This is a genomic window from Bradyrhizobium sp. P5_C12 (genome assembly GCF_054049735.1).
In genome coordinates, this window is record NZ_JBFULU010000008.1 from 189,589 (window position 1) to 208,939 (window position 19,351).

19 protein-coding genes are annotated in these 19,351 nt (G+C 64.9%); 8 read left to right on the forward strand and 11 right to left on the reverse strand.

The window, feature by feature from the left end; translation table 11 throughout:
- Positions 1-6: 6 nt before the first annotated feature.
- Entirely contained in the window at positions 7-924 is a 918-nt protein-coding gene (ltnD, locus tag ACXJMY_RS10425; protein ID WP_456619235.1) for an L-threonate dehydrogenase, read from the reverse strand.
- A 114-nt stretch (positions 925-1,038) separates the two neighbouring features.
- Here ltnD and otnC point away from each other — a divergent pair, with 114 nt between their 5' ends.
- A complete protein-coding gene (otnC, locus tag ACXJMY_RS10430; RefSeq protein WP_456619236.1) occupies positions 1,039-1,704 on the forward strand; it encodes a 3-oxo-tetronate 4-phosphate decarboxylase in 666 nt (221 codons plus the stop codon).
- 375 nt (positions 1,705-2,079) lie between these two features.
- On the opposite strand, the gene ACXJMY_RS10435 is transcribed toward otnC, so the two are convergent.
- The 6 genes from ACXJMY_RS10435 to ACXJMY_RS10460 form a co-directional block, all read right to left on the reverse strand.
- The gene (locus tag ACXJMY_RS10435; RefSeq protein ID WP_456619237.1) at positions 2,080-2,784 is read right to left on the reverse strand and encodes an ABC transporter ATP-binding protein; all 705 of its coding nucleotides are present in this window, start codon (positions 2,782-2,784) and stop codon (positions 2,080-2,082) included.
- Positions 2,768-3,499 (reverse strand): ABC transporter ATP-binding protein, encoded by a 732-nt coding sequence (locus tag ACXJMY_RS10440; RefSeq protein WP_456619238.1) that lies wholly within the window; start codon positions 3,497-3,499, stop codon positions 2,768-2,770. The genes ACXJMY_RS10435 and ACXJMY_RS10440 overlap by 17 nt, the downstream gene beginning before the upstream one ends.
- The gene (locus ACXJMY_RS10445) at positions 3,496-4,479 is read right to left on the reverse strand and encodes a branched-chain amino acid ABC transporter permease (RefSeq protein WP_456619239.1); all 984 of its coding nucleotides are present in this window, start codon (positions 4,477-4,479) and stop codon (positions 3,496-3,498) included. Before ACXJMY_RS10445 ends, ACXJMY_RS10440 begins: the two co-directional genes overlap by 4 nt.
- Complete coding sequence (locus ACXJMY_RS10450) at positions 4,479-5,357, reverse strand: branched-chain amino acid ABC transporter permease (RefSeq protein WP_456619240.1); 879 nt, start codon at positions 5,355-5,357, stop codon at positions 4,479-4,481. The genes ACXJMY_RS10445 and ACXJMY_RS10450 overlap by 1 nt, the downstream gene beginning before the upstream one ends.
- A 151-nt stretch (positions 5,358-5,508) precedes the next feature.
- Positions 5,509-6,753 carry an ABC transporter substrate-binding protein gene (locus ACXJMY_RS10455; RefSeq protein ID WP_456619241.1) on the reverse strand — a complete coding sequence of 415 codons (1,245 nt, stop codon included), beginning with the start codon at positions 6,751-6,753 and terminating at the stop codon, positions 5,509-5,511.
- An 89-nt stretch (positions 6,754-6,842) separates the two neighbouring features.
- Positions 6,843-7,658, reverse strand: coding sequence for a putative hydro-lyase (locus tag ACXJMY_RS10460; protein ID WP_456619242.1), 816 nt, complete (start codon positions 7,656-7,658; stop codon positions 6,843-6,845).
- Positions 7,659-7,777: 119 nt separating this feature from the next.
- Here ACXJMY_RS10460 and ACXJMY_RS10465 point away from each other — a divergent pair, with 119 nt between their 5' ends.
- The 5 genes from ACXJMY_RS10465 (at position 7,778) to ACXJMY_RS10485 (ending at position 12,791) form a co-directional block, all read left to right on the forward strand.
- A complete protein-coding gene (locus tag ACXJMY_RS10465; RefSeq protein WP_456619243.1) occupies positions 7,778-8,695 on the forward strand; it encodes a LysR family transcriptional regulator in 918 nt (305 codons plus the stop codon).
- 32 nt (positions 8,696-8,727) lie between these two features.
- A complete protein-coding gene (locus tag ACXJMY_RS10470; protein WP_456619244.1) occupies positions 8,728-9,978 on the forward strand; it encodes an allantoate amidohydrolase in 1,251 nt (416 codons plus the stop codon).
- Positions 9,979-9,996: 18 nt separating this feature from the next.
- The gene (locus ACXJMY_RS10475) at positions 9,997-10,908 is read left to right on the forward strand and encodes an NAD(P)-dependent oxidoreductase (RefSeq protein WP_456619245.1); all 912 of its coding nucleotides are present in this window, start codon (positions 9,997-9,999) and stop codon (positions 10,906-10,908) included.
- Positions 10,909-10,919: 11 nt separating this feature from the next.
- The gene (locus ACXJMY_RS10480; protein ID WP_456619246.1) at positions 10,920-11,993 is read left to right on the forward strand and encodes a malate/lactate/ureidoglycolate dehydrogenase; all 1,074 of its coding nucleotides are present in this window, start codon (positions 10,920-10,922) and stop codon (positions 11,991-11,993) included.
- A gap of 90 nt (positions 11,994-12,083) precedes the next feature.
- Positions 12,084-12,791: a suppressor of fused domain protein gene (locus tag ACXJMY_RS10485; RefSeq protein WP_456619247.1), complete on the forward strand. Its 708-nt coding sequence runs from the start codon at positions 12,084-12,086 to the stop codon at positions 12,789-12,791.
- 134 nt (positions 12,792-12,925) lie between these two features.
- On the opposite strand, the gene ACXJMY_RS10490 is transcribed toward ACXJMY_RS10485, so the two are convergent.
- On the reverse strand, positions 12,926-13,999 hold the full coding sequence (locus tag ACXJMY_RS10490; protein ID WP_456619248.1) for a tartrate dehydrogenase: 1,074 nt from the start codon (positions 13,997-13,999) through the stop codon (positions 12,926-12,928).
- Between the two features lie 158 nt (positions 14,000-14,157).
- Between ACXJMY_RS10490 and ACXJMY_RS10495 the strand changes: the two genes are divergently transcribed.
- On the forward strand, positions 14,158-14,934 hold the full coding sequence (locus ACXJMY_RS10495) for an SDR family oxidoreductase (protein ID WP_456619249.1): 777 nt from the start codon (positions 14,158-14,160) through the stop codon (positions 14,932-14,934).
- A gap of 149 nt (positions 14,935-15,083) precedes the next feature.
- Positions 15,084-16,502 (forward strand): amidase, encoded by a 1,419-nt coding sequence (locus ACXJMY_RS10500; RefSeq protein WP_456619250.1) that lies wholly within the window; start codon positions 15,084-15,086, stop codon positions 16,500-16,502.
- Between the two features lie 107 nt (positions 16,503-16,609).
- On the opposite strand, the gene ACXJMY_RS10505 is transcribed toward ACXJMY_RS10500, so the two are convergent.
- The 3 genes from ACXJMY_RS10505 to ACXJMY_RS10515 all read right to left on the reverse strand — a co-directional run bounded on the left by ACXJMY_RS10505 (position 16,610) and on the right by ACXJMY_RS10515 (position 19,350).
- Entirely contained in the window at positions 16,610-16,822 is a 213-nt protein-coding gene (locus ACXJMY_RS10505; RefSeq protein ID WP_456619251.1) for a hypothetical protein, read from the reverse strand.
- 228 nt (positions 16,823-17,050) lie between these two features.
- A complete protein-coding gene (locus ACXJMY_RS10510) occupies positions 17,051-18,160 on the reverse strand; it encodes an amino acid ABC transporter permease (protein ID WP_456619252.1) in 1,110 nt (369 codons plus the stop codon).
- A gap of 2 nt (positions 18,161-18,162) precedes the next feature.
- A complete protein-coding gene (locus tag ACXJMY_RS10515; RefSeq protein ID WP_456619253.1) occupies positions 18,163-19,350 on the reverse strand; it encodes an amino acid ABC transporter permease in 1,188 nt (395 codons plus the stop codon).
- Between the last annotated feature and the right edge of the window lies 1 nt (position 19,351).

Consider the following 19,351-nt stretch of genomic DNA (forward strand, 5'->3'; position numbering starts at 1 on the left):
CTCTTCTTACTTGTCGCCGGGGAGCTTGACGCCGGTGACCTGCGCATACATCCGCGCCACCGACGCATCGTCGTCGCGGCCCATGCCGGCAGCTGACGTCATCAGGAACATCTGGAGGGCGGCAGCCGAGACCGGCACCGGGAATCTGGCGCTGCGCGCCATGTCCTGGATGATGCCGAGGTCCTTGACGAAGATCTCGACCGCACTGCGCGGCGTGTAATCGCCGTCGAGCACGTGCGGCATGCGGTTCTCGAACATCCAGGAATTGCCGGCGGAGGCCGTGATCACCTCATAGACCTTGCGGATGTCGAGACCCTGCTTGGCCGCGAACGCGATCGCCTCCGAGGCGGCGGCGATGTGGACGCCGGCGAGCAACTGGTTGATCATCTTGAATGCGGCGCCTTGGCCGGCGGCATCGCCGAGCTCGTAGAGCTTGGCGGCCATGGCATCGAGTGCGGGCCGCGCTTTCGCAAAGGCCGCGGGACTGCCCGAGGCGAGGATCGTCAGCTCGCCTTGCGCTGCGCGCTGCGCTCCGCCGGAGATCGGCGCATCCAGATAATGCCGGCCGGTCGCCTCCAGCTGCTTGGCGAGACGCCGTGCCACGTCGGGATCCATGGTGGCCGACGACAGAAAGACGCTGTCCTTCGGCAGGGTCTCGGCGACGCCATCCTTGCCGAACAGGATCGTTTCGGTCTGCGCGGCGTTGACGACGACGCTGACGACGACGTCGGCACCCTTCGCCGCCTCGGCCGGGGTCATGGCGCCCGCACCGCCGTCCTTGACGAAGCGCGCCACCGCGTCAGCCGAGACGTCGCAGCCGGTGACGGCATGACCGGCGCGCTTCAGCGAGGTCGCCATGCCAAACCCCATCGAGCCGAGCCCGATGACGGCGATGCGCTGATTCTGTGACGTGGATGCGGACATGCAACTGACCCTTGCGAGCGTTTCCCGAATGGTCCGCCTTTGCGGCGGCTAGCTGAACCGAATAACACGGCTTGGCCGCGCTGCCAAAGCGTGAGACAAGCAGACATGATGGCCATGAGCAACGAAACACGGCTGCGTGACGATATCTGCCGCTTCGGACGCTCTTTGTTCGAGCGCGGGCTGACGCCGGGCTCCTCCGGCAATATCAGCGTCAAGGTGCACGATGGCGGATGGCTGGTGACGCCGACCAACGCCTCGCTCGGCTTCCTCGACCCGGCGCGGCTGTCGCGTCTGGACGACCAGGGACGGCTGATCTCAGGCGATGCGCCGACCAAGGAAGTTCCGCTGCACACCGCGCTCTACCAGACCCGCGGATCGGCCCGCGCGATCGTGCATCTGCACTCCACCCATTCGGTCGCGCTCTCGATGCTGCCCGAGATCGACCCGCGCGCCGCGCTGCCGCCAATGACGGCCTATTACCTGATGAAATGCGGCGCCACCGCGCTCGTGCCCTATTACCGCCCCGGCGACCCCGCGGTGGCGGATGCGATCAGGGGGCTGGCGGGGAGATATTCATCCGTGCTGCTCGCCAACCACGGCCCGGTGGTCGCCGGCGATACGCTGGAAGCCGCCGTGTTCGCGACCGAGGAGCTGGAGGAGACGGCGAAGCTGTATCTGCTGCTGCGCGGGTTGAACCCGAAATATCTGTCGCCGGAACAGGTGAAGGATCTGGTGAAGGTGTTCGGGGTGGCGCTGCCGGAGCATGGGCACGAGCATTGAGTCCCGTGCGGTCGAGGGTCGAGCGGGACCGCCCCGCCCAACGCTGTCATTCCCCGCGAAAGCGGGGAATCCAGTACGCCGCAGCTTCTCCGTATCCCACTGGCGTCTCGGAATACTGGATCGCCCGCCCCAGCGCGCAAGTGCGCACAAGGCGGGCGATGACACCTAGGGTGCCAAAAACGCTCGTGCCCGCACCACTCGAAGATCGTAGCCCGCCACACCCACCGCGGCCCATCCTGAGGCGCGCGAAGGGCGCGCACCTCAGGATGACGGCTGCGATTGTGGAGCGAGAAGATCGTAGCCCGCATGAGCGCAGCGACATGCGGGATCGGCGGTCCCGGATATCGCTTCGCTCATCCGGGCTACGAAAGGCGCCTACAGCCCGAGATACGCCTTGCGCACGTCCGGATTGCCCCTGATCTCGCTCGCTGCGCCCTGCATCAGCACGCGGCCGGTTTGCAGGATATAGGCGCGGTCGGCGATCTCGAGGCATTCGGCCATGCGCTGCTCGACGATCAGCACGGTCATGCCGGCGTCGCGGATGCGCAGTACCGCCTGGAAGATTTCGTCGACCAGCTTCGGCATGATGCCCTGCGAGGGCTCGTCGAGCATCAGGAGCCGCGGGCGCGTCATCAGCGCGCGGCCGATGGCGAGCATCTGCTGCTCGCCGCCGCTTAGCGTCTCGGCCCGCTGCTCCAAACGCTCCTGAAGACGCGGGAACAGCGTGAAGACGAGATCGAGCGGCTCTTCGCGATTCGCTTCGCCGCGGTACAGATAGCTGCCGAGACGCAGATTGTCGCGCACCGACAGACGCGGAAACAGCCGGCGGTTCTCCGGCACATAGGCGATGCCGGTGGCCGTGATGTGGTGCTGCGCCATGCCGTCGAGGCGCTTGCCATCGAAGGTCACGGTGCCCGAGCGCGGGCGCTCGGCGCCGGCGATGGATTTGAGCAGCGTCGACTTGCCCGCGCCATTGGCGCCGGCGACGCAGACGATCTCGCCCTTGGCGACTTCGATGCTGACCGCGGAGATCGCGACCAGGCCCTGATAGGCGGTCGTGACTTCATGCACCGACAGCATGACGATCTCCCAGATATGCGCTGATCACCTTGGGATCGCGGACGACCTCAGTGGGCTTGCCCTCGACCAGCACCTTGCCGAGGTCGAGCACGATGGCGCGGTCGACCAGCGGCATCACGATCTCCATGACGTGCTCGACCATCAGCACGGTAATGCCGGTATCGCGCACCTTGCGCACCAGCGCGACGCCGGTCTGCGCCTCGGTCGGCGTCAGACCAGTGAGGACTTCGTCGAGCAGCAACAATTTTGGCTCGGTCGCGAGCGCGCGCGCGACTTCGAGGCGGCGCTTCTCGGCCGGCACCAGATCGCTCGCGAGCACGTCGGCGCGCCCGGCAAGGCCGGTGAACTCCAGCACCTCGTGCGCCTTGCGGCGCGCTTCCCGCATCACGGTGTTGCGCACCAGAGCACCGACGATGACGTTGTCGATGACAGTCATGGTCTCAAAGCTCTTGACCACCTGGAAGGTGCGGCCGACGCCGCGCTGACAGCGCTCGGCCGCCGGCATGTGGGTGACATCCTCGCCGTCGAACCAGATCGAGCCTTGGGTCGGCGGCAGCACGCCGGCGATGAGATTGAACAGCGTCGACTTGCCGGCACCATTTGGACCGATCAGGCCGACGATCTCGCCGCGTCCGACCGAGATCGAGACATCGCTGTTGGCGACGAGGCCACCGAAGCGCTGCCAGACGCCGCGGGTTTCGAGGAGCGCGGTCATCGTGTGGCCCCCTTCGTCTTCGCACGCGAGAACAGGCTCACCAATCCCTGCGGCAGGGCCAGCGAGATCAGCACGATCAGCGTGCCGTAGACGATGAGGTCGACGCCGCGGCCGGAGCCGCCGATATAGGAGCGCGTCAGCTCCGTCATCGGGATCAGGATGGCAGCACCAAGCACAGGCCCCCAGAGGGTGCCGATGCCGCCGAGCACGGCCGGCAACGCCATCAGCAGCGAGAACTGGAAGCCCATGACGCTCTCAGGATCGATATAGGCGAGAAACTGCGCATAAAAGGCGCCGCCGATGGCAACGAGGAAGGCGGAGACGGCGGCCGCACCCATCTTGGAGTTGAACACGACGACGCCGAGGCTCTCGGCCGCTTCCGGATTGTCCTTCACTGCGCGCCACCAGAAACCCCATTTGGAATCTTCGAGCCACCAGGTCACGAACCAGGCGAGGCAGCACAGCACCAGAGCGAAATAGAAGTACGGCAGCTTGCTGCGCAGAAACTGGAATTTCAGCCAGCTGTCGCCGCGCACCGGAATGGTGATTCCCATCGCAGCCCCCGCCCATTCCCAGTTCTGGAACAGCAGCAGCCCGATTTCGGCGATGACGATGGTCGCGATCACGAAGTAATGGCCGCGCAGGCGGAAGAAGGGATAGCCGAGCCCCATCGCGATGACAGCCGCGATCACGCCGCCGGCAAGCATGCCGAACCAGGGCAATACGCCGAACTTGGTGAACAGGAGCTCGGTGGTATAGGCGCCGATGCCGAAATAGAGCGCATGACCGAGCGAGATCTGCCCGCAATAGCCCGACAGGATATTCCAGCTCTGCGACAGCGCCGCGTACATCAGGGTCAGGATCAGGATGTTCTGGACGTAGACATCCTTGACGAACAGCGGCGCCAGCGCGGCGAGCGCGGCCAGCACCGCGGCGATGATCAGGTCGCGGCGGCGCCGCGCGGCAAAATTCTTGTCCATCACATCGATCCGAACAGGCCACGCGGCCGGATGAAGACGACGAGCAGATAGACGGCGTAGATGCCGACCGATTTCAGCGACGGCGGCAGCACCAATGCGGTGACCGCTTCGACGAGGCCGACGATGATGCCGCCGGCGAAGGCCCCGAAGACGCTGCCGAAGCCACCGAGCGCCACCGTGACATAGGCGATTAGCGCAAAGGACGCACCGACGTCCGGGTAGATGTAGAAGAACACCGCCATGATCGCGCCGGCGAGGCCGACCAAGGCGGCGCCGAGGCCCCAGCCCAGCGCAAACACGCGGTTCTTGTCGATGCCGACCAGCGCAACCGCGCCGGGATCCTCGCGGGTCGCCTCAAGCGCGCGACCAAAATCGGTGCGGTTGATGAAGAAGTAGAGGCCGGCAAAGGCCGCGATCGACACCAGCGCGCCGATCAGCTGCGGCTCCGGCAGGAAGATGCCGGCGACCGAGATGGTTTTGCCGCCGAGCCAGGACTGCGGGATGCTGCGGTAGTCCGGCGTGAAGAAGAACTGCGCGAGCCCGCGCATCACGATGGCAAGGCCGAAGGTGGAGAAGATCTGCACCATGCCGGCGTTTGCTTTGGCGCGCATGGCGAAGCGTACAATCAAGAGGTAGACGACCGCCCCGAACACGAACAGGGCTGCGGCGACCAGCGGCGCCGACAGCAAGGGGTCGATGGCGAAGAACGCGAACAGGAAGAAGCTCGCATACATCGCGATCATCAGGAACTCGCCATGGGCGAAATTCACGACGTCCATCAGGCCGAAGATCAGCGCGAGGCCGACCGCGATCAGTCCGTAGAGCAGGCCCATGAGAAGGCCGCTCGCGAGACTCTGGATAATGGCTTGGGCTGTCACAAGTCGTCCCCCATAATACGCCCTCGTCCTGAGGAGCGCGCCCCAGCGCGCGTCTCGAAGGATGGGCCCACCCTCGTCCTTCGAGACGCGGGCTGCGCCCGCTCCTCAGGATGAGGGCGGGAGCTAAGTCTGAGCTCCCGCTCTTCGCACCTTACTTCATCGGCCAGATCGCCTCGGCGATCGCGGCTTGCGGCGGGAAGATGGTGACGAACTTGCCACCGACATATTGCAGCAGCACCGGGTCGGCGTCGTTGTTCTGGCCCATCTCGTCGAACTTGACGCGCTTCCAGGGCATGATGGTCTGCTCGCCCGGGATGTCGGTCGCCGCCAGCGCATCGCGGATCTTCTCGCCATCGGCCGATTTGGCGCGGTTGATCGCGTCGGCGAGGATGATCAGGCCCATGAACTGGCGCGAGGTCAGGTCATTGAGGTCCTTGCCCGACTTCGCCTTGAACATCTCGTTGATCTTGCCGACCATCGGGCGCTTCTGCGCGAGGTCGAGCGAGAAGGTGCCGCGCGAGATGACGCCTTCGAGCTTGTCGCCGACGGCGTCATAGAGCGCCTTCTCGGAGAAGCCGGCGTCCTGCGCCACGATCGCGTTCGGCTTGTAGCCGAGCTCGGCCATGGTCTTGACCAGCAGGATGCCGTCGGTGGTGTAGCTCGACGGCATCAGCACGTCGGCGTTGGCGGTCTTGAGCTGCTGCACCTCGGCCGACAGCGACGGCGAGTTGGCGCGGTACTTGATGTCGGTGACGATCTTGTAGCCGCGCTCGCCGGCGATCTTGGCCTGGGCGTTGCCGGAATCGGTGCCGAAGATGGTGTCCTCGTGGAACAGCGACAGCGTCTCGATCTTGGCGCCCTTCTTCTTCATGGCGTCAAAGAAGTCGAACATCGCGGCCGAGTACATCTCGTCGTGCGGGGACGCGCGGAAGTAATATTTGAGGCCGCGGCGATGCAGGCTCGGCGACGAGTTGTCGGCGGACACGAACGGGATCTGGTAGCGTTCGCAGATCTGGCTCACGGTGACCGCGACCGCGCTCTGATAGGTGCCGATGACGGCGGAGACCTTCTCCTGGGTGATCAGGCGCTCGGCCTCGGCGCGGCCCTTCTGCGGATCGGACTGGTGGTCGGCGAACACGAGGCGAACCTTGGCGCCGCCGAGGCCCGGCAGGCCCTCGCCCTTGGCCAGCGGCAGGTCGAAATCGGTGTCCTTGTTGATGACCTCAAGCGCGGTCTCGTAGGCCTTCTGCGCGTCGACGCCCTGCTGGGCGCTGCCGCCGGAGAACGGATAGATGACGCCGATCACGACTTCCGATGTCTGTGCGCGCGCCGCCAGCGGCACCAGCGCGGCAGTGGCGGTGGCACCTAGCAACACGTCGCGGCGAGTGATCGTCATGGCAAAGCCCTCTGTTTCTGAATTTCGATTGATCGAATGAAGTGATTGATGGATGCGGTAAAGCCCGAAGAAGCAGCAAACGCTGCCCATTAAATCACGGCCATGGTCCTGTTCTTCAGATCCGTCACCAGCATCAAGCCCGGCGAATGCGTGATCGCGAACGGCAGCTTGGCGGCGTTGATGACCGATTGCGGCGTGACGCCGCAGGCCCAGAACACCGGGATCTCGTCGTCGGCGACAGGAACGGGATCACCGTAGTCGGGCTTGGCGATGTCCTTGATGCCGATCAGATGCGGATGACCGAGATGCACGGGCGCGCCGTGCACGGCGGGATAGCGCGAGGTGATCTGCACCGCGCGGATCGCATCCGCCGGCTTGAACGGACGCATCGACACCACCATGGGACCGGCGAATGGACCGGATTCACCGCACGCGATGCTGGTGCGGTACATCGGCACGCGCACGTTCTGTTCGATGTGGCGGATCGGCATGCCCTCGTCGAGCAGCGCCTCTTCGAATGAGAAGGAGCAGCCGAGCACGAAGGTCACGAGATCCTCGCGCCAGTATTTGCTGACGTCGGTCGGCTCGTCGACGACTTCGCCGTCGCGCCAGACGCGGTAGCGCGGCACGTCGGTGCGGATGTCGAGATCGGCGCCGAGCGCGGGAATGTGGGGGCTGCCGACGTCGGACATGCCGATGATCGGGCACGGCTTCGGATTGAGCTGGCAGAAGCGGTGAAAGGCGCCGGCGTATTCCGCCGGCAGGATCGCCAGATTGCCCTGGACGAAGCCGGGGGCGACGCCGGCAGTCGAGCCGACCTCGCCGCCGCGATAGGCGAGCCGCGCCTGGCGGCTCGGGAGGGCGTCGGGCGTTTCAGTTTGCTGCACTGCCACCAAAACAGTCATGTGATCGACCTGCCTATAAACTCGACAAAGACAGCCAACACCAAGCGTGCTATAAAGTCTAATCTTCCTTTCTAATCAATATCGATAAATATTCTTTATCGATCGGGAAAATCCTTCCAATGCTGGACTTCAGATCGATCGAGACGTTTCTCTGGGTTGTGAAGCTCGGCAGCTTTCGCGGCGCCGCACAAAGGCTCAATACGACCCAGCCCGCGATCTCCCAGCGCATCGCCCAGCTCGAGCGCGAGATGGGCGTAAAACTCCTCAACCGCGACCATCGCGTGGCTTCGCCGACGCCGAGCGGCCGGCAGATGATGGTCTATGCGGAAAAGCTGATCGGCCTGCGCGCTCAGATGATGGCCGAGGTCGGCGATCGTTCGGCGATGCGCGGCGTGATGCGGCTCGGCGTCGCCGAGACCATCGTGCACACCTGGCTGCCGCGGCTGGTGAAGAGCGTGAACCAGGTCTATCCGAACCTGTCGCTGGAGATCGAGGTCGACATCACGCCGAACCTCACCGCGCGCCTGCTCGCGCAGGAGATCGAGCTTGCCTTCGTGGTGGGACCGCTGTCGACCTCCGGCGTGCATAATCGCGTGCTCGCCGACTATCCAATCGGCTTTCTCGCGAGCCCCTCGCTCGGGCTCGGCAATGGCCCGGTGACGCGCGCCGACCTCGCGCGGTTTCCGATCATCACCTTCCCGCGCAAGACCAGGCCGTATGAGGTCGTGCGCGAAGTGTTCGACCGGCCGGAGCTGCCGCCGATCCGGCTGCACGCCTCCGCTTCGCTGGCGACCGTCATTCACATGGCGGTCGAGGGGCTCGGCGTCGCCGTGATCCCCGACGCCATCGTCGAGAACGAGCTCGCGGACGGGCGGCTGCAACTGCTCGATACCGATCTGAACATCGCGCCGCTGACGTTCACGGCGAGCTGGCTCGCCTCGCCCGACGTCGTGGCGGTGGAGCGCGTCGCCGAGCTTGCATGTCAGATCGCGCAGAGCAGCCTCGCGGTTGACGCGCCCGCGCTGGCGCGTCATTGAAAAAGACGCCGGACCACTGAGAGACTGACCGCATGAGCCGAGCCGCCACCAACCTGCAAATCGATTCCGCCCGCCTCTGGGGCTCCATTCACGAGACCGCGCAATTCGGCGCGACGGCCAAGGGCGGTGTGCGGCGATTGACGCTGAGCAGCGAAGACAAGCAGGTGCGCGACTGGTTCCGCAAGGCTTGCGAGGACGCCGGCCTCGAGGTGCATGTCGATGCGCTCGGCTCCCAGTTCGGCCTGCGCAAGGGACGGGACATGTCGAAACTGCCCGTCGGCATCGGCTCGCATCTCGACACGCAGCCGACCGGCGGCAAGTATGACGGCATTTTGGGGACGCTCGGCGCGCTCGAAGTGATCCGCACGCTGGACGATGCCGGCATCGAGACCGAGGCGCCGATCTGCGTCGTCAACTGGACCAACGAGGAAGGATCGCGCTTCGCGCCAGCCATGATGGCGTCCGCGGCCTATGTCGGCGACTTCACCACCGACGACATCCTGTCGCGCAAGGACGCCGAGGGCACGACCGTCGGCCAGGCGCTCGACGGCATCGGCTATCGCGGCGACAAGCCAGTCGGCTTCCAGAAGCTCGGCTGCTTCGTCGAGCTGCACATCGAGCAGGGCCCGATCCTGGAGGCGGAAGGCAAGACCATCGGCGTGGTCGATTCCGGCCAGGGCGTGTTGTGGTACGACGGCAAGATTTCCGGGTTCGAGAGCCATGCGGGCTCGACGCCGATGCCGTTGCGGCGCGATGCGCTGGCGACACTGTCGGAGATCGTGCTGGCGATGGAGGCCATTGCCAGGAAGCACGGGCCGAACGCGGTCGGCACCATCGGCGAAGCCGTAATCGCAAACCCCTCGCGCAACGTCATTCCCGGCGAGATCGCCTTCACCATGGATTGCCGCAGCGCGGATGGCGCAATCATGGATGCGCTCGATCGCGACCTGCGCGCCGCGATTGCCGAGATCGCCGCGCGCCGCAAGGTCGAGGTCACGATCGACCTGGTCTGGCGCAAGCCGCCGACGCACTTCGATCCCAAGCTCATTGCAGCCGTCGAGAACGCGGCCAAGACGCTCGGCTATTCCTCTCGCCGCATCACCTCCGGCGCCGGCCACGACGCCTGCAACCTCAACACCGTCATGCCGGCCGCGATGGTGTTCGTGCCCTGCAAGGACGGCATCAGCCACAACGAGCTGGAGGATGCGACGCAGCCCGACTGCGCCGCTGGCACCAACGTGCTGATGCATACCGTGCTGGCGATCGCCGGCGTCGCATCCTGATTTCAGCGGAGTAGCGCCATGCGCGGAGTTTTCGTCGACGCCAACGAAGCCCTGGCCGTGATCATGGAGCGGCTGGAGCAACCCGGCGATCCCAAGGTGCGGATCCACCGCGATCCCGACATCAAGCCCGAGCAATATCCTGAGATCCTCGACGGCGCCGAGATCGCCATCGTCGATCATACCGCGCTGCCGACCGAGGTCGCGAAGAAGTGCGCAGGCCTGAAGCATGTCGTCTTCCTCGGCACCGGCGCGCGCAGCTATATGAACCCCGAAGAGCTCGCCGAACTCGGCATCTCCGTGCATCTGATCAAGGGCTATGGCGACACCGCGGTGGCGGAATCCGCGATCGCGCTGATGTGGGCGTCGGCCCGCGTCATCGCGATGATGGATCGCGAGATGCGCGGCGGCAACTGGCTGCGCGAGGACGGCATGCAGCTCACCGGCAAGACGCTCGGTCTCATCGGCTTCGGCGGCATCGCCGCGGAAGTCGCGCGCATTGCATCGGGCAGCGGCATGAAGGTGATCGCCTGGAACCGCTCGCCGAAGAGCCATCCGGGCGTGGAGTTCGCCGATCTCGACACGGTGCTGGCAAGGAGCGACGTGGTGTCGCTGCATCTGCTACTCAACGACGAGACCCGCGGCATGATCACGCGCGAGAAGATCTTTGCGATGAAGCGTGGCGTCATCCTCATCAACACCGCGCGCGCCGCGGTCGTCGACGAGGCCGCGATGATCGACGCGCTGAAGTCGGGCCACATCCGCCACGCCGGTCTCGACGTCTTCAACATCGAGCCGCTGCCGGGCGATCATCCGCTGACCAAGCTGCCGAACGTGACGCTGTCGGCGCATTCGGCGTTCCGCACGCCGGAGGCGAGCGAGAACCTGATAGAAGCAGCCTGGGTCCACTGCCGCCGGATCGTAAAAGGATAAGAAGAGCAACAATGGCCGACTATCGCACCATCAAGGCAGAGCCGCTCACCAACGCCATCCGCGCCATTGTAAAGGCGGGCGGCTCCACGGACCGCGAGGCCGAGCTCGTATCCACCAACCTCGTCGAGGCCAATCTCAAGGGCCATGACTCGCACGGCGTCGGCATGATCCCGCGCTATGTCCAGAGCGTCACCAACGGCGGCCTCGCCGTGAACCAGCACGTCAAGATCGTGCTCGACACCGGTCCGCTTCTCACCCTCGACGGCCTCACCGGCTACGGCCAGGTGATCGGCCATGAGGCGATGGAGCTCGCGGCCGAGCGCGCCAAGAGCAACGGCGTGTGTCTCGTCGGTCTCTCAAACTCGCACCACATCGGTCGCATCGGCCACTGGGCCGAGCAGTGCATCGACCACGGACTGGTGTCGATCCATTTCGTCAACGTGATCTCGCGGCCGATCGTGGCGCCCTGGGGCGGCAGCGATGCCCGCCATGGCACCAACCCGTTCTGCGTCGGCATTCCGCGCAGGGGCAAAGACCCCATCGTGCTCGACTTCGCCACCAGCAGGATCGCGCAGGGCAAAACCCGCGTCGCCCACAACAAGGGCGTTGAACTCGAGCCTGGCACCATCATCGATAATGAAGGCAAGCCGACCACCAACCCGCGCTACACCGTGATCCCGCCATACGGCGCCATCCTGCCGTTCGGCGAGCACAAGGGTTCGGGGCTCGCGCTGGTGTGCGAAATCCTGGGCGGCGCGCTCTCCGGCGGGCAGGCGGTCAAGGGCCCGTCCGACGGCAAGTACAACGTCCTCAACGGCATGCTCTCGATCATCATCGACCCGGGCAAGCTCGGCACCGGCGAAAACCTCGCACGCGAAGTCGAAAGCTTCGTCGCCTGGCACACGGGCTCACCGCCTAGCCCCGGCGTCGACAAGGTGCTGATCGCCGGCGATCCCGAGCGTGAGACCAAGAAGAAGCGCCTCGCCGAAGGCATTCCGGTCGATCCGACCACCTGGCAGGAGATTCTCGCGGCCGGGCAGAAGTTCGGGCTGGATCAGGCCGCGATCGAGAAGATCGTCGGCTAGTCGGAACGAGGCAGATCGCTCGGCATCATCCAGGCCTCCTGCACAATCGCGCAGGGCGATATGGACTAATGCGAAGCTCGAGCCGCGGATTTGAACCGGCCCGCCTTGTCTGGCGACAACGCGGATATCCCGGCTCATACCGCCTCAGAGGTTCACATGCTCTCCCGTCTCGCAAAGCTCGTATCCGGCTCCAGCGCGCCGTCGCCCTCGGTCGACCTCTACCGGCATCGGCTCGCCATCTATGAAAGCGAACTTGGCGAGCCCGAGCACAGCTTCATCGACAGCGCGGAGCGCCGCATCGACATCCACGCCTTTGGCCGCGATTTCGTGCCGGTGTGCCAAGAGGGATCTGACGAAGGCTATGTGCTCCTCACCAGCGGCATGAGCGAGCAGCGGATGCCGGGCGCGCATGGGGACGCGAAGCCGCGTGCCGAGCTGATGTGGTATGTCCGCGAGCCGACAGAGGAGGTTTGCGCCAATCTGCGCTTGCTGGCCAATCTGCCGTTCATCGACACAACCTGGTTCGGCTTCGGCCATCGCGTCGCGCTGCCGTGGCCGCCGGTTGCAGGAACGGACTTCCAGACGTTCCTGTTTCTGACGCCGGTCATCGGCCCCGATAAGGAGATCGCCGAGGCGCTGGAGATCGCGGGCGATCCGGTGGAGATCTTGACCGTGAACCTGATCTCGCAGCAGGAACTCGCGCTGATCAAATCCAAAGGGCTCGATCCGTTTCTCGATCTGCTCGATGAGAACGACTATCCGCCAATCTTCGATCCGGCCCGAAAATCGTATGTTTAGTCGTAGGGTGGGTTAGCTCCGCAGATGCGCGAAGCGCATCTGCTCGGCGTAACCCACCTCTTTTGCTTCCGCGGAGACAAACAGTGGTGGGTTACGCCTTCGGCTAACCCACCCTACGCAAGGTTCGTCCAGCCTTAATCCACCATCTCCGCAACGGCCTTGCCGCAAGCGGTCGTGTCGGCGTTGCCGCCGAGATCCTTCGTCCGCAGCGTGCGCTCGGCCAGCGTGCGCTCGATCGCATCGACGATCGACTTGCCGGCTTCCTTCTCGCCGAGATGCTCGAACATCATCGCGCCCGACCAGATTGCGCCGATCGGGTTGGCGATGCCCTGGCCAGCGATATCAGGCGCCGAGCCGTGCACCGGCTCGAACACCGACGGGAAATTGCCCTCGGGGTTGATGTTGCCGGACGGCGCGATGCCGATGGTGCCGGTGCAGGCCGGGCCGAGGTCGGAGAGGATGTCGCCGAACAGGTTGGAGCCGACCACGACGTCGAACCAGTCCGGATGCAGCACGAAGTTCGCGGTCAGGATGTCGATGTGGTACTTGTCCCACTTCACGCCCGGAAACTTCTCGGCCATCGCCTCCACCCGCTCGTCCCAATAGGGCATGGTGATCGAAATGCCGTTCGACTTGGTCGCCGACGTGAGGTGCTTCTTCGGCCGCGACTGTGCGAGCTCGAAGGCGAATTTCAGGATACGGTCGACGCCGATGCGGGTCATCACCGTCTGCTGCGTGACGAATTCGCGATCGGTATCCGGGAACATGCGGCCGCCGACGGAGGAATACTCGCCCTCGGTATTCTCGCGCACCACCCAGAAATCGATGTCGCCGGGCTTGCGGTTCGCCAGCGGCGACGGCACGCCGGGCATCAGCCGCACCGGACGCAGGTTCACATACTGGTCGAACTCGCGGCGGAATTTGATCAGCGAGCCCCACAGCGAGACGTGATCCGGGATCTTGGCCGGCCAGCCGACCGCGCCGAAGTAGATCGCGTCGTGCTTGCCGATCTTCTCCTTCCAGTCATCCGGCATCATCTGGCCGTGCTTCTCGTAATAGTCCCAGGATGAGAAGTCGAAATGATCGAAATGCACGGCAACCCCGTGCTTCTTGGCCGCCGCCTCCAGCACGCGCAGGCCTTCGGGCATCACTTCCTTGCCGATGCCGTCGCCGGGAATGACCGCAATCCGGTATTGCTTCTTGCTCATCGAGAACGTCCTTGGTTGGTCTGGCAGGCCGCCGCTTTTTTTGACCGCACTGCAATGGACCAAACTCGCCGACAGTGCAACGCTGCACTGCAATGTTGACCATGGCGCGGCCGACCGCCTACTGGTTTCATCCTGTTCCCACCGAGCGAGTAACTTCCATGGATCTGCATCTGCGTGGCAAGCGCGTCCTGATCACGGGCGCGTCCAAGGGCATCGGCGCAGCCGCCGCCGAGGCGTTCGCCGAGGAGGGCGCTCATCTGCTGCTTGCCGCCCGCAACGGCGACCAGCTCAAGGTGCTGGCCGATCGCCTGCGTTCCGCGCACCAGATCGATGCCGCCACCAGCATCGTGGATCTGCGCAACACCGAGGATTTGGCGCGGCTCGCCAGGGAAGCCGCCGACATCGACGTCCTCGTCAACAATGCCGGCGACATTCCCGGCGGCTCGATCGACAAGATCGACGAGGCGACCTGGCGGCACGCCTGGGAATTGAAAGTGTTCGGCTACATCAACCTCACCCGCATGATCTACGCGCAGATGAAGGCACGTGGCGGCGGCGTGATCGTCAACGACATCGGCGCCGCCGGCGAGAAGTTCGACGCCAACTACATCTGCGGCAGCGCCGGCAATGCGGCGTTGATGGCGTTCACCCGTGCGCTCGGGGGAAAAAGCCTCGCCGACAATATCCGCGTGGTCGGCATCAATCCCGGCCCGGTCGGCACCGACCGCCACGTCACCCTGCTCAAGACGCGGGCCAAGCACCAGTTCGGCGACGAGACCCGTTACAAGGAATTCCAGAAGAGCCTGCCGCTCGGCCGGCCTGCGCATGCGCGCGAGATCGGGGATCTCATGGCGTTCCTGGCGTCGGATCGGTCTGGCTATACGTCCGGGGTCATCTATACGGTGGATGGCGGCATCAGCGCCGGGTGGGGTTAAATCGGACGCCGATTTGACCACGATACGCGCCACGCATACCGTCATTGCGAGCGCAGCGAAGCAATCCAGAATCCCTCCGCGGTCACAGACTGCATTGCTTCGCTGCGCTCGCAATGACGAGACCTTTTACGAGAGTAGGAGTCAAATAATTGTCTCAAGACCTGATCCGCGAAACCGCCTGCACCGTCGTCGACAAGCTGCGCTCCGGCGACGTTTCGCCGCTCGAGCTTCTGGATGTGCTGGAGAAGCGCATCAGTGAGGTCGACGGCAAGGTCAACGCGCTGCCGACGCTGTGTTTCGATCGCGCGCGGACCAACGCCAAGGTGCTGATGCAGAAGCCAGCCGGCGGGCGCGGACTGCTCGCGGGCCTGCCGGTGCCGATCAAGGACCTGACCGACGTTGCCGGCGTGCTGAACACGCAGGGTTCGCCGATCTTCAAGGACAATGTGCCCAAGCAGTCCGATCTCATGGTCGAGAACCTCGAAGGCAATGGCGCGGTCGTCTACGCCAAGTCGAACACGCCGGAATTCGGCGCCGGCGCCAACACCTTCAACGAAGTGTTCGGCGCGACGCTCAATCCCTGGGATACGACGAAGTCTGCGGCCGGCTCCTCCGGCGGCGCGGCGGTGGCGCTTGCCACCGGCATGGCCTGGCTTGCGCAGGGGTCGGACATGGGCGGCAGCTTGCGCAGCCCCGCGGCCTTCTGCGGCGTCGTCGGCATGCGGCCAAGCATCGGGCGCGTCGCACACACGCCAAAATCGGCGATCGACCGTAATCTCGGCGTGGTGGGGCCGATGGCGCGCAACGTCGAGGATCTTGCGCTGCTGCTCGACGCCATGAGTGGCGACTATGCCGCCGATCCGCTCTCGCTGCCCGCACCTGCGGCCTCGTTCCTGTCGGCGGCGCAGTCAGGCAAGAAGCCGAAGCGCATCGCCTATTCGCCTGATCTCGGCATCACGCCGGTCGATCCAGAGGTCAAGGCGATCACGCGCAAGGCCGCGGAACGCTTTGCGGAGGCCGGCGCGATCGTGGAGGAAGCGCATCCGGACTGGCGCGAGGCGCATGAATGCTTCCACGTCCTGCGCGCCTTCGATTTCGCGATCACCAAGGCCAATCTGCTGCGGACCAAGCGCGACCTTCTGAAGCCAGAGGTGATCTGGAACATCGAGGAAGGGCTCAAGCTCACCGTCGAGCAGCTCGCGCGCGCCGAGGCGCAGCGCGTCGGCATGACCGCGCGCGCGATCGAGTTCTTCAAAAACTACGACCTGCTGTTGACGCCAACCACGATCGTGCCGCCCTTCCCGATCGAGCACCGCTATGTCGCCGAATGCGCCGGCAAGAAGTTCGAGAACTATGTCGAGTGGCTCGGCATCGTCTACGCCATCACGCTCGCCTGCTGCCCGTCGCTGTCGCTGCCCTGCGGCTTCACTGCGTCCGGCCTCCCGGTCGGCGTACAGATCGTCGGCGCCCCGCGCGCGGACGCGCAGGTGATCGCCGGCGCGAAGGTGTTGGAGGATATTCTGGGTCTGCGCGGCTCCACGCCGATCGAGCCGAAGGTGAGGATGTAACGCAGGCTGCACCGGCGGGACTTTAATTGTCCTCCCGGTGCCAGCATCCTGCCGTTAGATCGGCCCTGTATCACCCCTTACGGGCATCCGATACGTTGGGTCCGATCCTAGTCGTTCGCTTTCGGTCCGCCGTGATACTGATGCGCATCGTAGCCGGCATCCTCCGTTGGAGCGGCGAAGCCGAAAGAGTTCGGTTGGACTTCCGATACCTGAACGGCGGCGTCGGACGCCATGTGCGGATGGTGTACTGCGTCGCGAGCAGACGCAGCGGAGCAAAGCGCGACCAGCATGGCTGACGCGACGAAAACAGACTTCATCATGATTTGACGTGCCTCTTGTTGAGTGCCACCAGCAAACTGCAGATGGATTTCGCGGCGTAGGATTGCCAGTCTGAATCCAGGCTCGCGTTATAGGCGCGGCATAAACGTTCCACATTCTGGTGTAGGCGGCCGACGGTTCGCGCGCTTCCCTTTCGCGAGCTTGCATGCCGGCTCAAGCGACGAGGTCGCTTGTGCCGCCTTCTCGCAAAAGCGAGGGAGGAAGGCGGGTCACCTCGACGCGCTATGCGCCTCCAGGCTGCGGCTATAGCGCGACATCGCGAAGCAGAAGACGAAATAGATCGCAGCGACGAAGATGTAGACCTCGACGGAGAACTGCTGCCAGGCGGGATCGATGATCGCGGTCTTGGCGGTCGTGAGCAGGTCGAAGATGCCGATGATGAGGACGAGGCTGGTGTCCTTGAAGAAGGCGATGAAGGTGTTGACCAGCGGCGGGATGACATGGCGGATCGCCTGCGGCAGCACGATCAGCCGGTTCTTGCGCCAGTAGGACAGCCCGAGCGCGTCCGCGGCTTCGTACTGTCCGCGCGGGACCGCCTGAAGGCCGCCGCGGATCACCTCGGCAAGGTAGGCGCCGGCGAACAGGATGATCGCGATCTGCGCGCGCAGCAGCTTGTCGATGTTGAAGCCGCTGGGCATGAACAGTGGAAACATCACGCTCGCCATGAACAACAGGCTGACCAGCGGCACGCCGCGGATCAATTCGACATAGAGCACCGAGAGCGAACGGATCGCCGGCAGCTTGGAACGCCGGCCGAGCGCGACGAGAATGCCGAGCGGGAAGCCGAAGGCCAATCCAAACGTCGCCAGGATCAGCGTCACCGGCAAGCCGCCCCAACGATCCTGCGAGACGAACGACAAGCCGAACACCCCGCCCCACATCAGCACGCTGATCAGCGCAAGCGCGCCGATCCAGATATAGGCGAGTTCGCGCCGCCACAGGGCGCGGCGGGTGGAAAGATAGAACAGCGCGATGAACAGCAGAACCGACAACGCCGGCCGCCACTGCTCGTCGAACGGATAGGTGCCGAACAGGATGAAGCGGTACTTTTCCGGAATGATCGCCCAGCAGGCGCCGAGGCCGCGCACCGCGCGGCATGCGCTGGAATCATTGGCCGGCGTCAGCCAGACCGCATTCGCGATGCCCCACTGCACGAAGCTGAAGATGCCTTTCGCCAGCACCGCCAGCAACACGACCGAGAGGATGCCGTTGGGGATCGACGAGAACAAATTGGTGCGCAGCCAGCGCAGCACCGGGTTGCCGATCTGCGGGCGGCGGGCTGCGCGCGGCACGTCCGGCATGTCGGTGATCGCCGTCATGATCAGCGCTCCACCAGCGCGATGCGCGCATTGTACCAGTTCATGAAGAAGCTGATGCCGAGGCTGATGGTCAGGAACACCGCCATGATCAGCGCGATCGCTTCGATCGCCTGCCCGGTCTGGTTCAGCGTGGTGTTGGCGACCGAGACCACGTCCTGGTAGCCGATCGCGACCGCAAGCGAGGAGTTCTTGGTCAGGTTGAGGTACTGGCTCGTCATCGGCGGCACGATGACGCGCAGCGCCTGCGGCAGGATGATCTGCCGCAGCATGAAGCTGCGGCGCAGGCCCAGCGCATTGGCGGCATCCCACTGGCCGCGCGGCACCGACTGGATGCCGCTGCGCACGATCTCGGCGATGAAGGCCGAGGTGTAGGTGACGAGCGCGATCAGCAGCGCAAAGTACTCCGGCGCCAGCGTCAGCCCGCCGACGAAATTGAAGCCGCGCAGCTCCGGCCATTCGATCGTCCAGGACACGCGAAGCGCCACGGACACGGCCGCCGGCAGCGCGAGGACGAGGCCAACCGCAAAGGGCCACGCCGGCCGCGGCTTGCCGTCCCGCATCTGCTGCGCGATCAGCCATCGCTGGATGGCATAAAACACGGCGCAGCCCAGCACTGCCGTGCCGAGCACCCAGAGCTGCTGCGGCCCGATCGGGATCGACGGCACGATCAGGCCACGATTCGACAGGAACACGCCGTCGATCGGCTTCCACGCCAGGCGCGCGGCCGGCAAGGCCTGCATCAGCACATACCAGAACAGGAGCTGGAGCAGCAGCGGGATGTCGCGGAGCGTCTCGACATAGACGGCGGCGAGCCGCGACAGCAGCCAGTTGGCCGACAGCCGCGAGATGCCGATCAGCGTGCCCAGGATGGTCGCGAGCACGATGCCGATCACAGCGACACGCAGAGTGTTGGCGATCCCGACGACGAAGGCCCAGAGGTAGGTGTCCCTCGGACTATAGGCGAGCAGGCTGTCGGCAATCGGCATGCCGGCCTCGCGGCCGAGGAAGGCAAAGCCGGTCGTGATGCGGCGGGCCGAGAGATTGGTGACGGTGTTGGACCAGAGGAAGGCGACGACGGCGACCGCGATGCCGACCACCAGAGCCTGCCAGAACAGGCCCTTCAGTTCGTTGCGCCCAAGCCGGGCGAAATAGCGGCGGCGCGGCGGCGGCCTGGGATCGTCAATTGTCACA

Coding starts and splice junctions, on each gene's coding strand:
- ACXJMY_RS10470 (WP_456619244.1), top strand. CDS start 8,728: ATGAGCCGAGCCGCCACCAACCTGCAAATCGATTCCGCCCGCCTCTGG.
- ACXJMY_RS10460 (WP_456619242.1), bottom strand. CDS start 7,658: ATGACTGTTTTGGTGGCAGTGCAGCAAACTGAAACGCCCGACGCCCTC.
- ACXJMY_RS10445 (WP_456619239.1), bottom strand. CDS start 4,479: ATGGACAAGAATTTTGCCGCGCGGCGCCGCCGCGACCTGATCATCGCC.
- ACXJMY_RS10490 (WP_456619248.1), bottom strand. CDS start 13,999: ATGAGCAAGAAGCAATACCGGATTGCGGTCATTCCCGGCGACGGCATC.
- otnC (WP_456619236.1), top strand. CDS start 1,039: ATGAGCAACGAAACACGGCTGCGTGACGATATCTGCCGCTTCGGACGC.
- ACXJMY_RS10440 (WP_456619238.1), bottom strand. CDS start 3,499: ATGACCGCGCTCCTCGAAACCCGCGGCGTCTGGCAGCGCTTCGGTGGC.
- ACXJMY_RS10465 (WP_456619243.1), top strand. CDS start 7,778: ATGCTGGACTTCAGATCGATCGAGACGTTTCTCTGGGTTGTGAAGCTC.
- ACXJMY_RS10505 (WP_456619251.1), bottom strand. CDS start 16,822: ATGATGAAGTCTGTTTTCGTCGCGTCAGCCATGCTGGTCGCGCTTTGC.
- ACXJMY_RS10475 (WP_456619245.1), top strand. CDS start 9,997: ATGCGCGGAGTTTTCGTCGACGCCAACGAAGCCCTGGCCGTGATCATG.
- ACXJMY_RS10480 (WP_456619246.1), top strand. CDS start 10,920: ATGGCCGACTATCGCACCATCAAGGCAGAGCCGCTCACCAACGCCATC.
- ACXJMY_RS10495 (WP_456619249.1), top strand. CDS start 14,158: ATGGATCTGCATCTGCGTGGCAAGCGCGTCCTGATCACGGGCGCGTCC.
- ACXJMY_RS10435 (WP_456619237.1), bottom strand. CDS start 2,784: ATGCTGTCGGTGCATGAAGTCACGACCGCCTATCAGGGCCTGGTCGCG.
- ACXJMY_RS10455 (WP_456619241.1), bottom strand. CDS start 6,753: ATGACGATCACTCGCCGCGACGTGTTGCTAGGTGCCACCGCCACTGCC.
- ACXJMY_RS10510 (WP_456619252.1), bottom strand. CDS start 18,160: ATGACGGCGATCACCGACATGCCGGACGTGCCGCGCGCAGCCCGCCGC.
- ltnD (WP_456619235.1), bottom strand. CDS start 924: ATGTCCGCATCCACGTCACAGAATCAGCGCATCGCCGTCATCGGGCTC.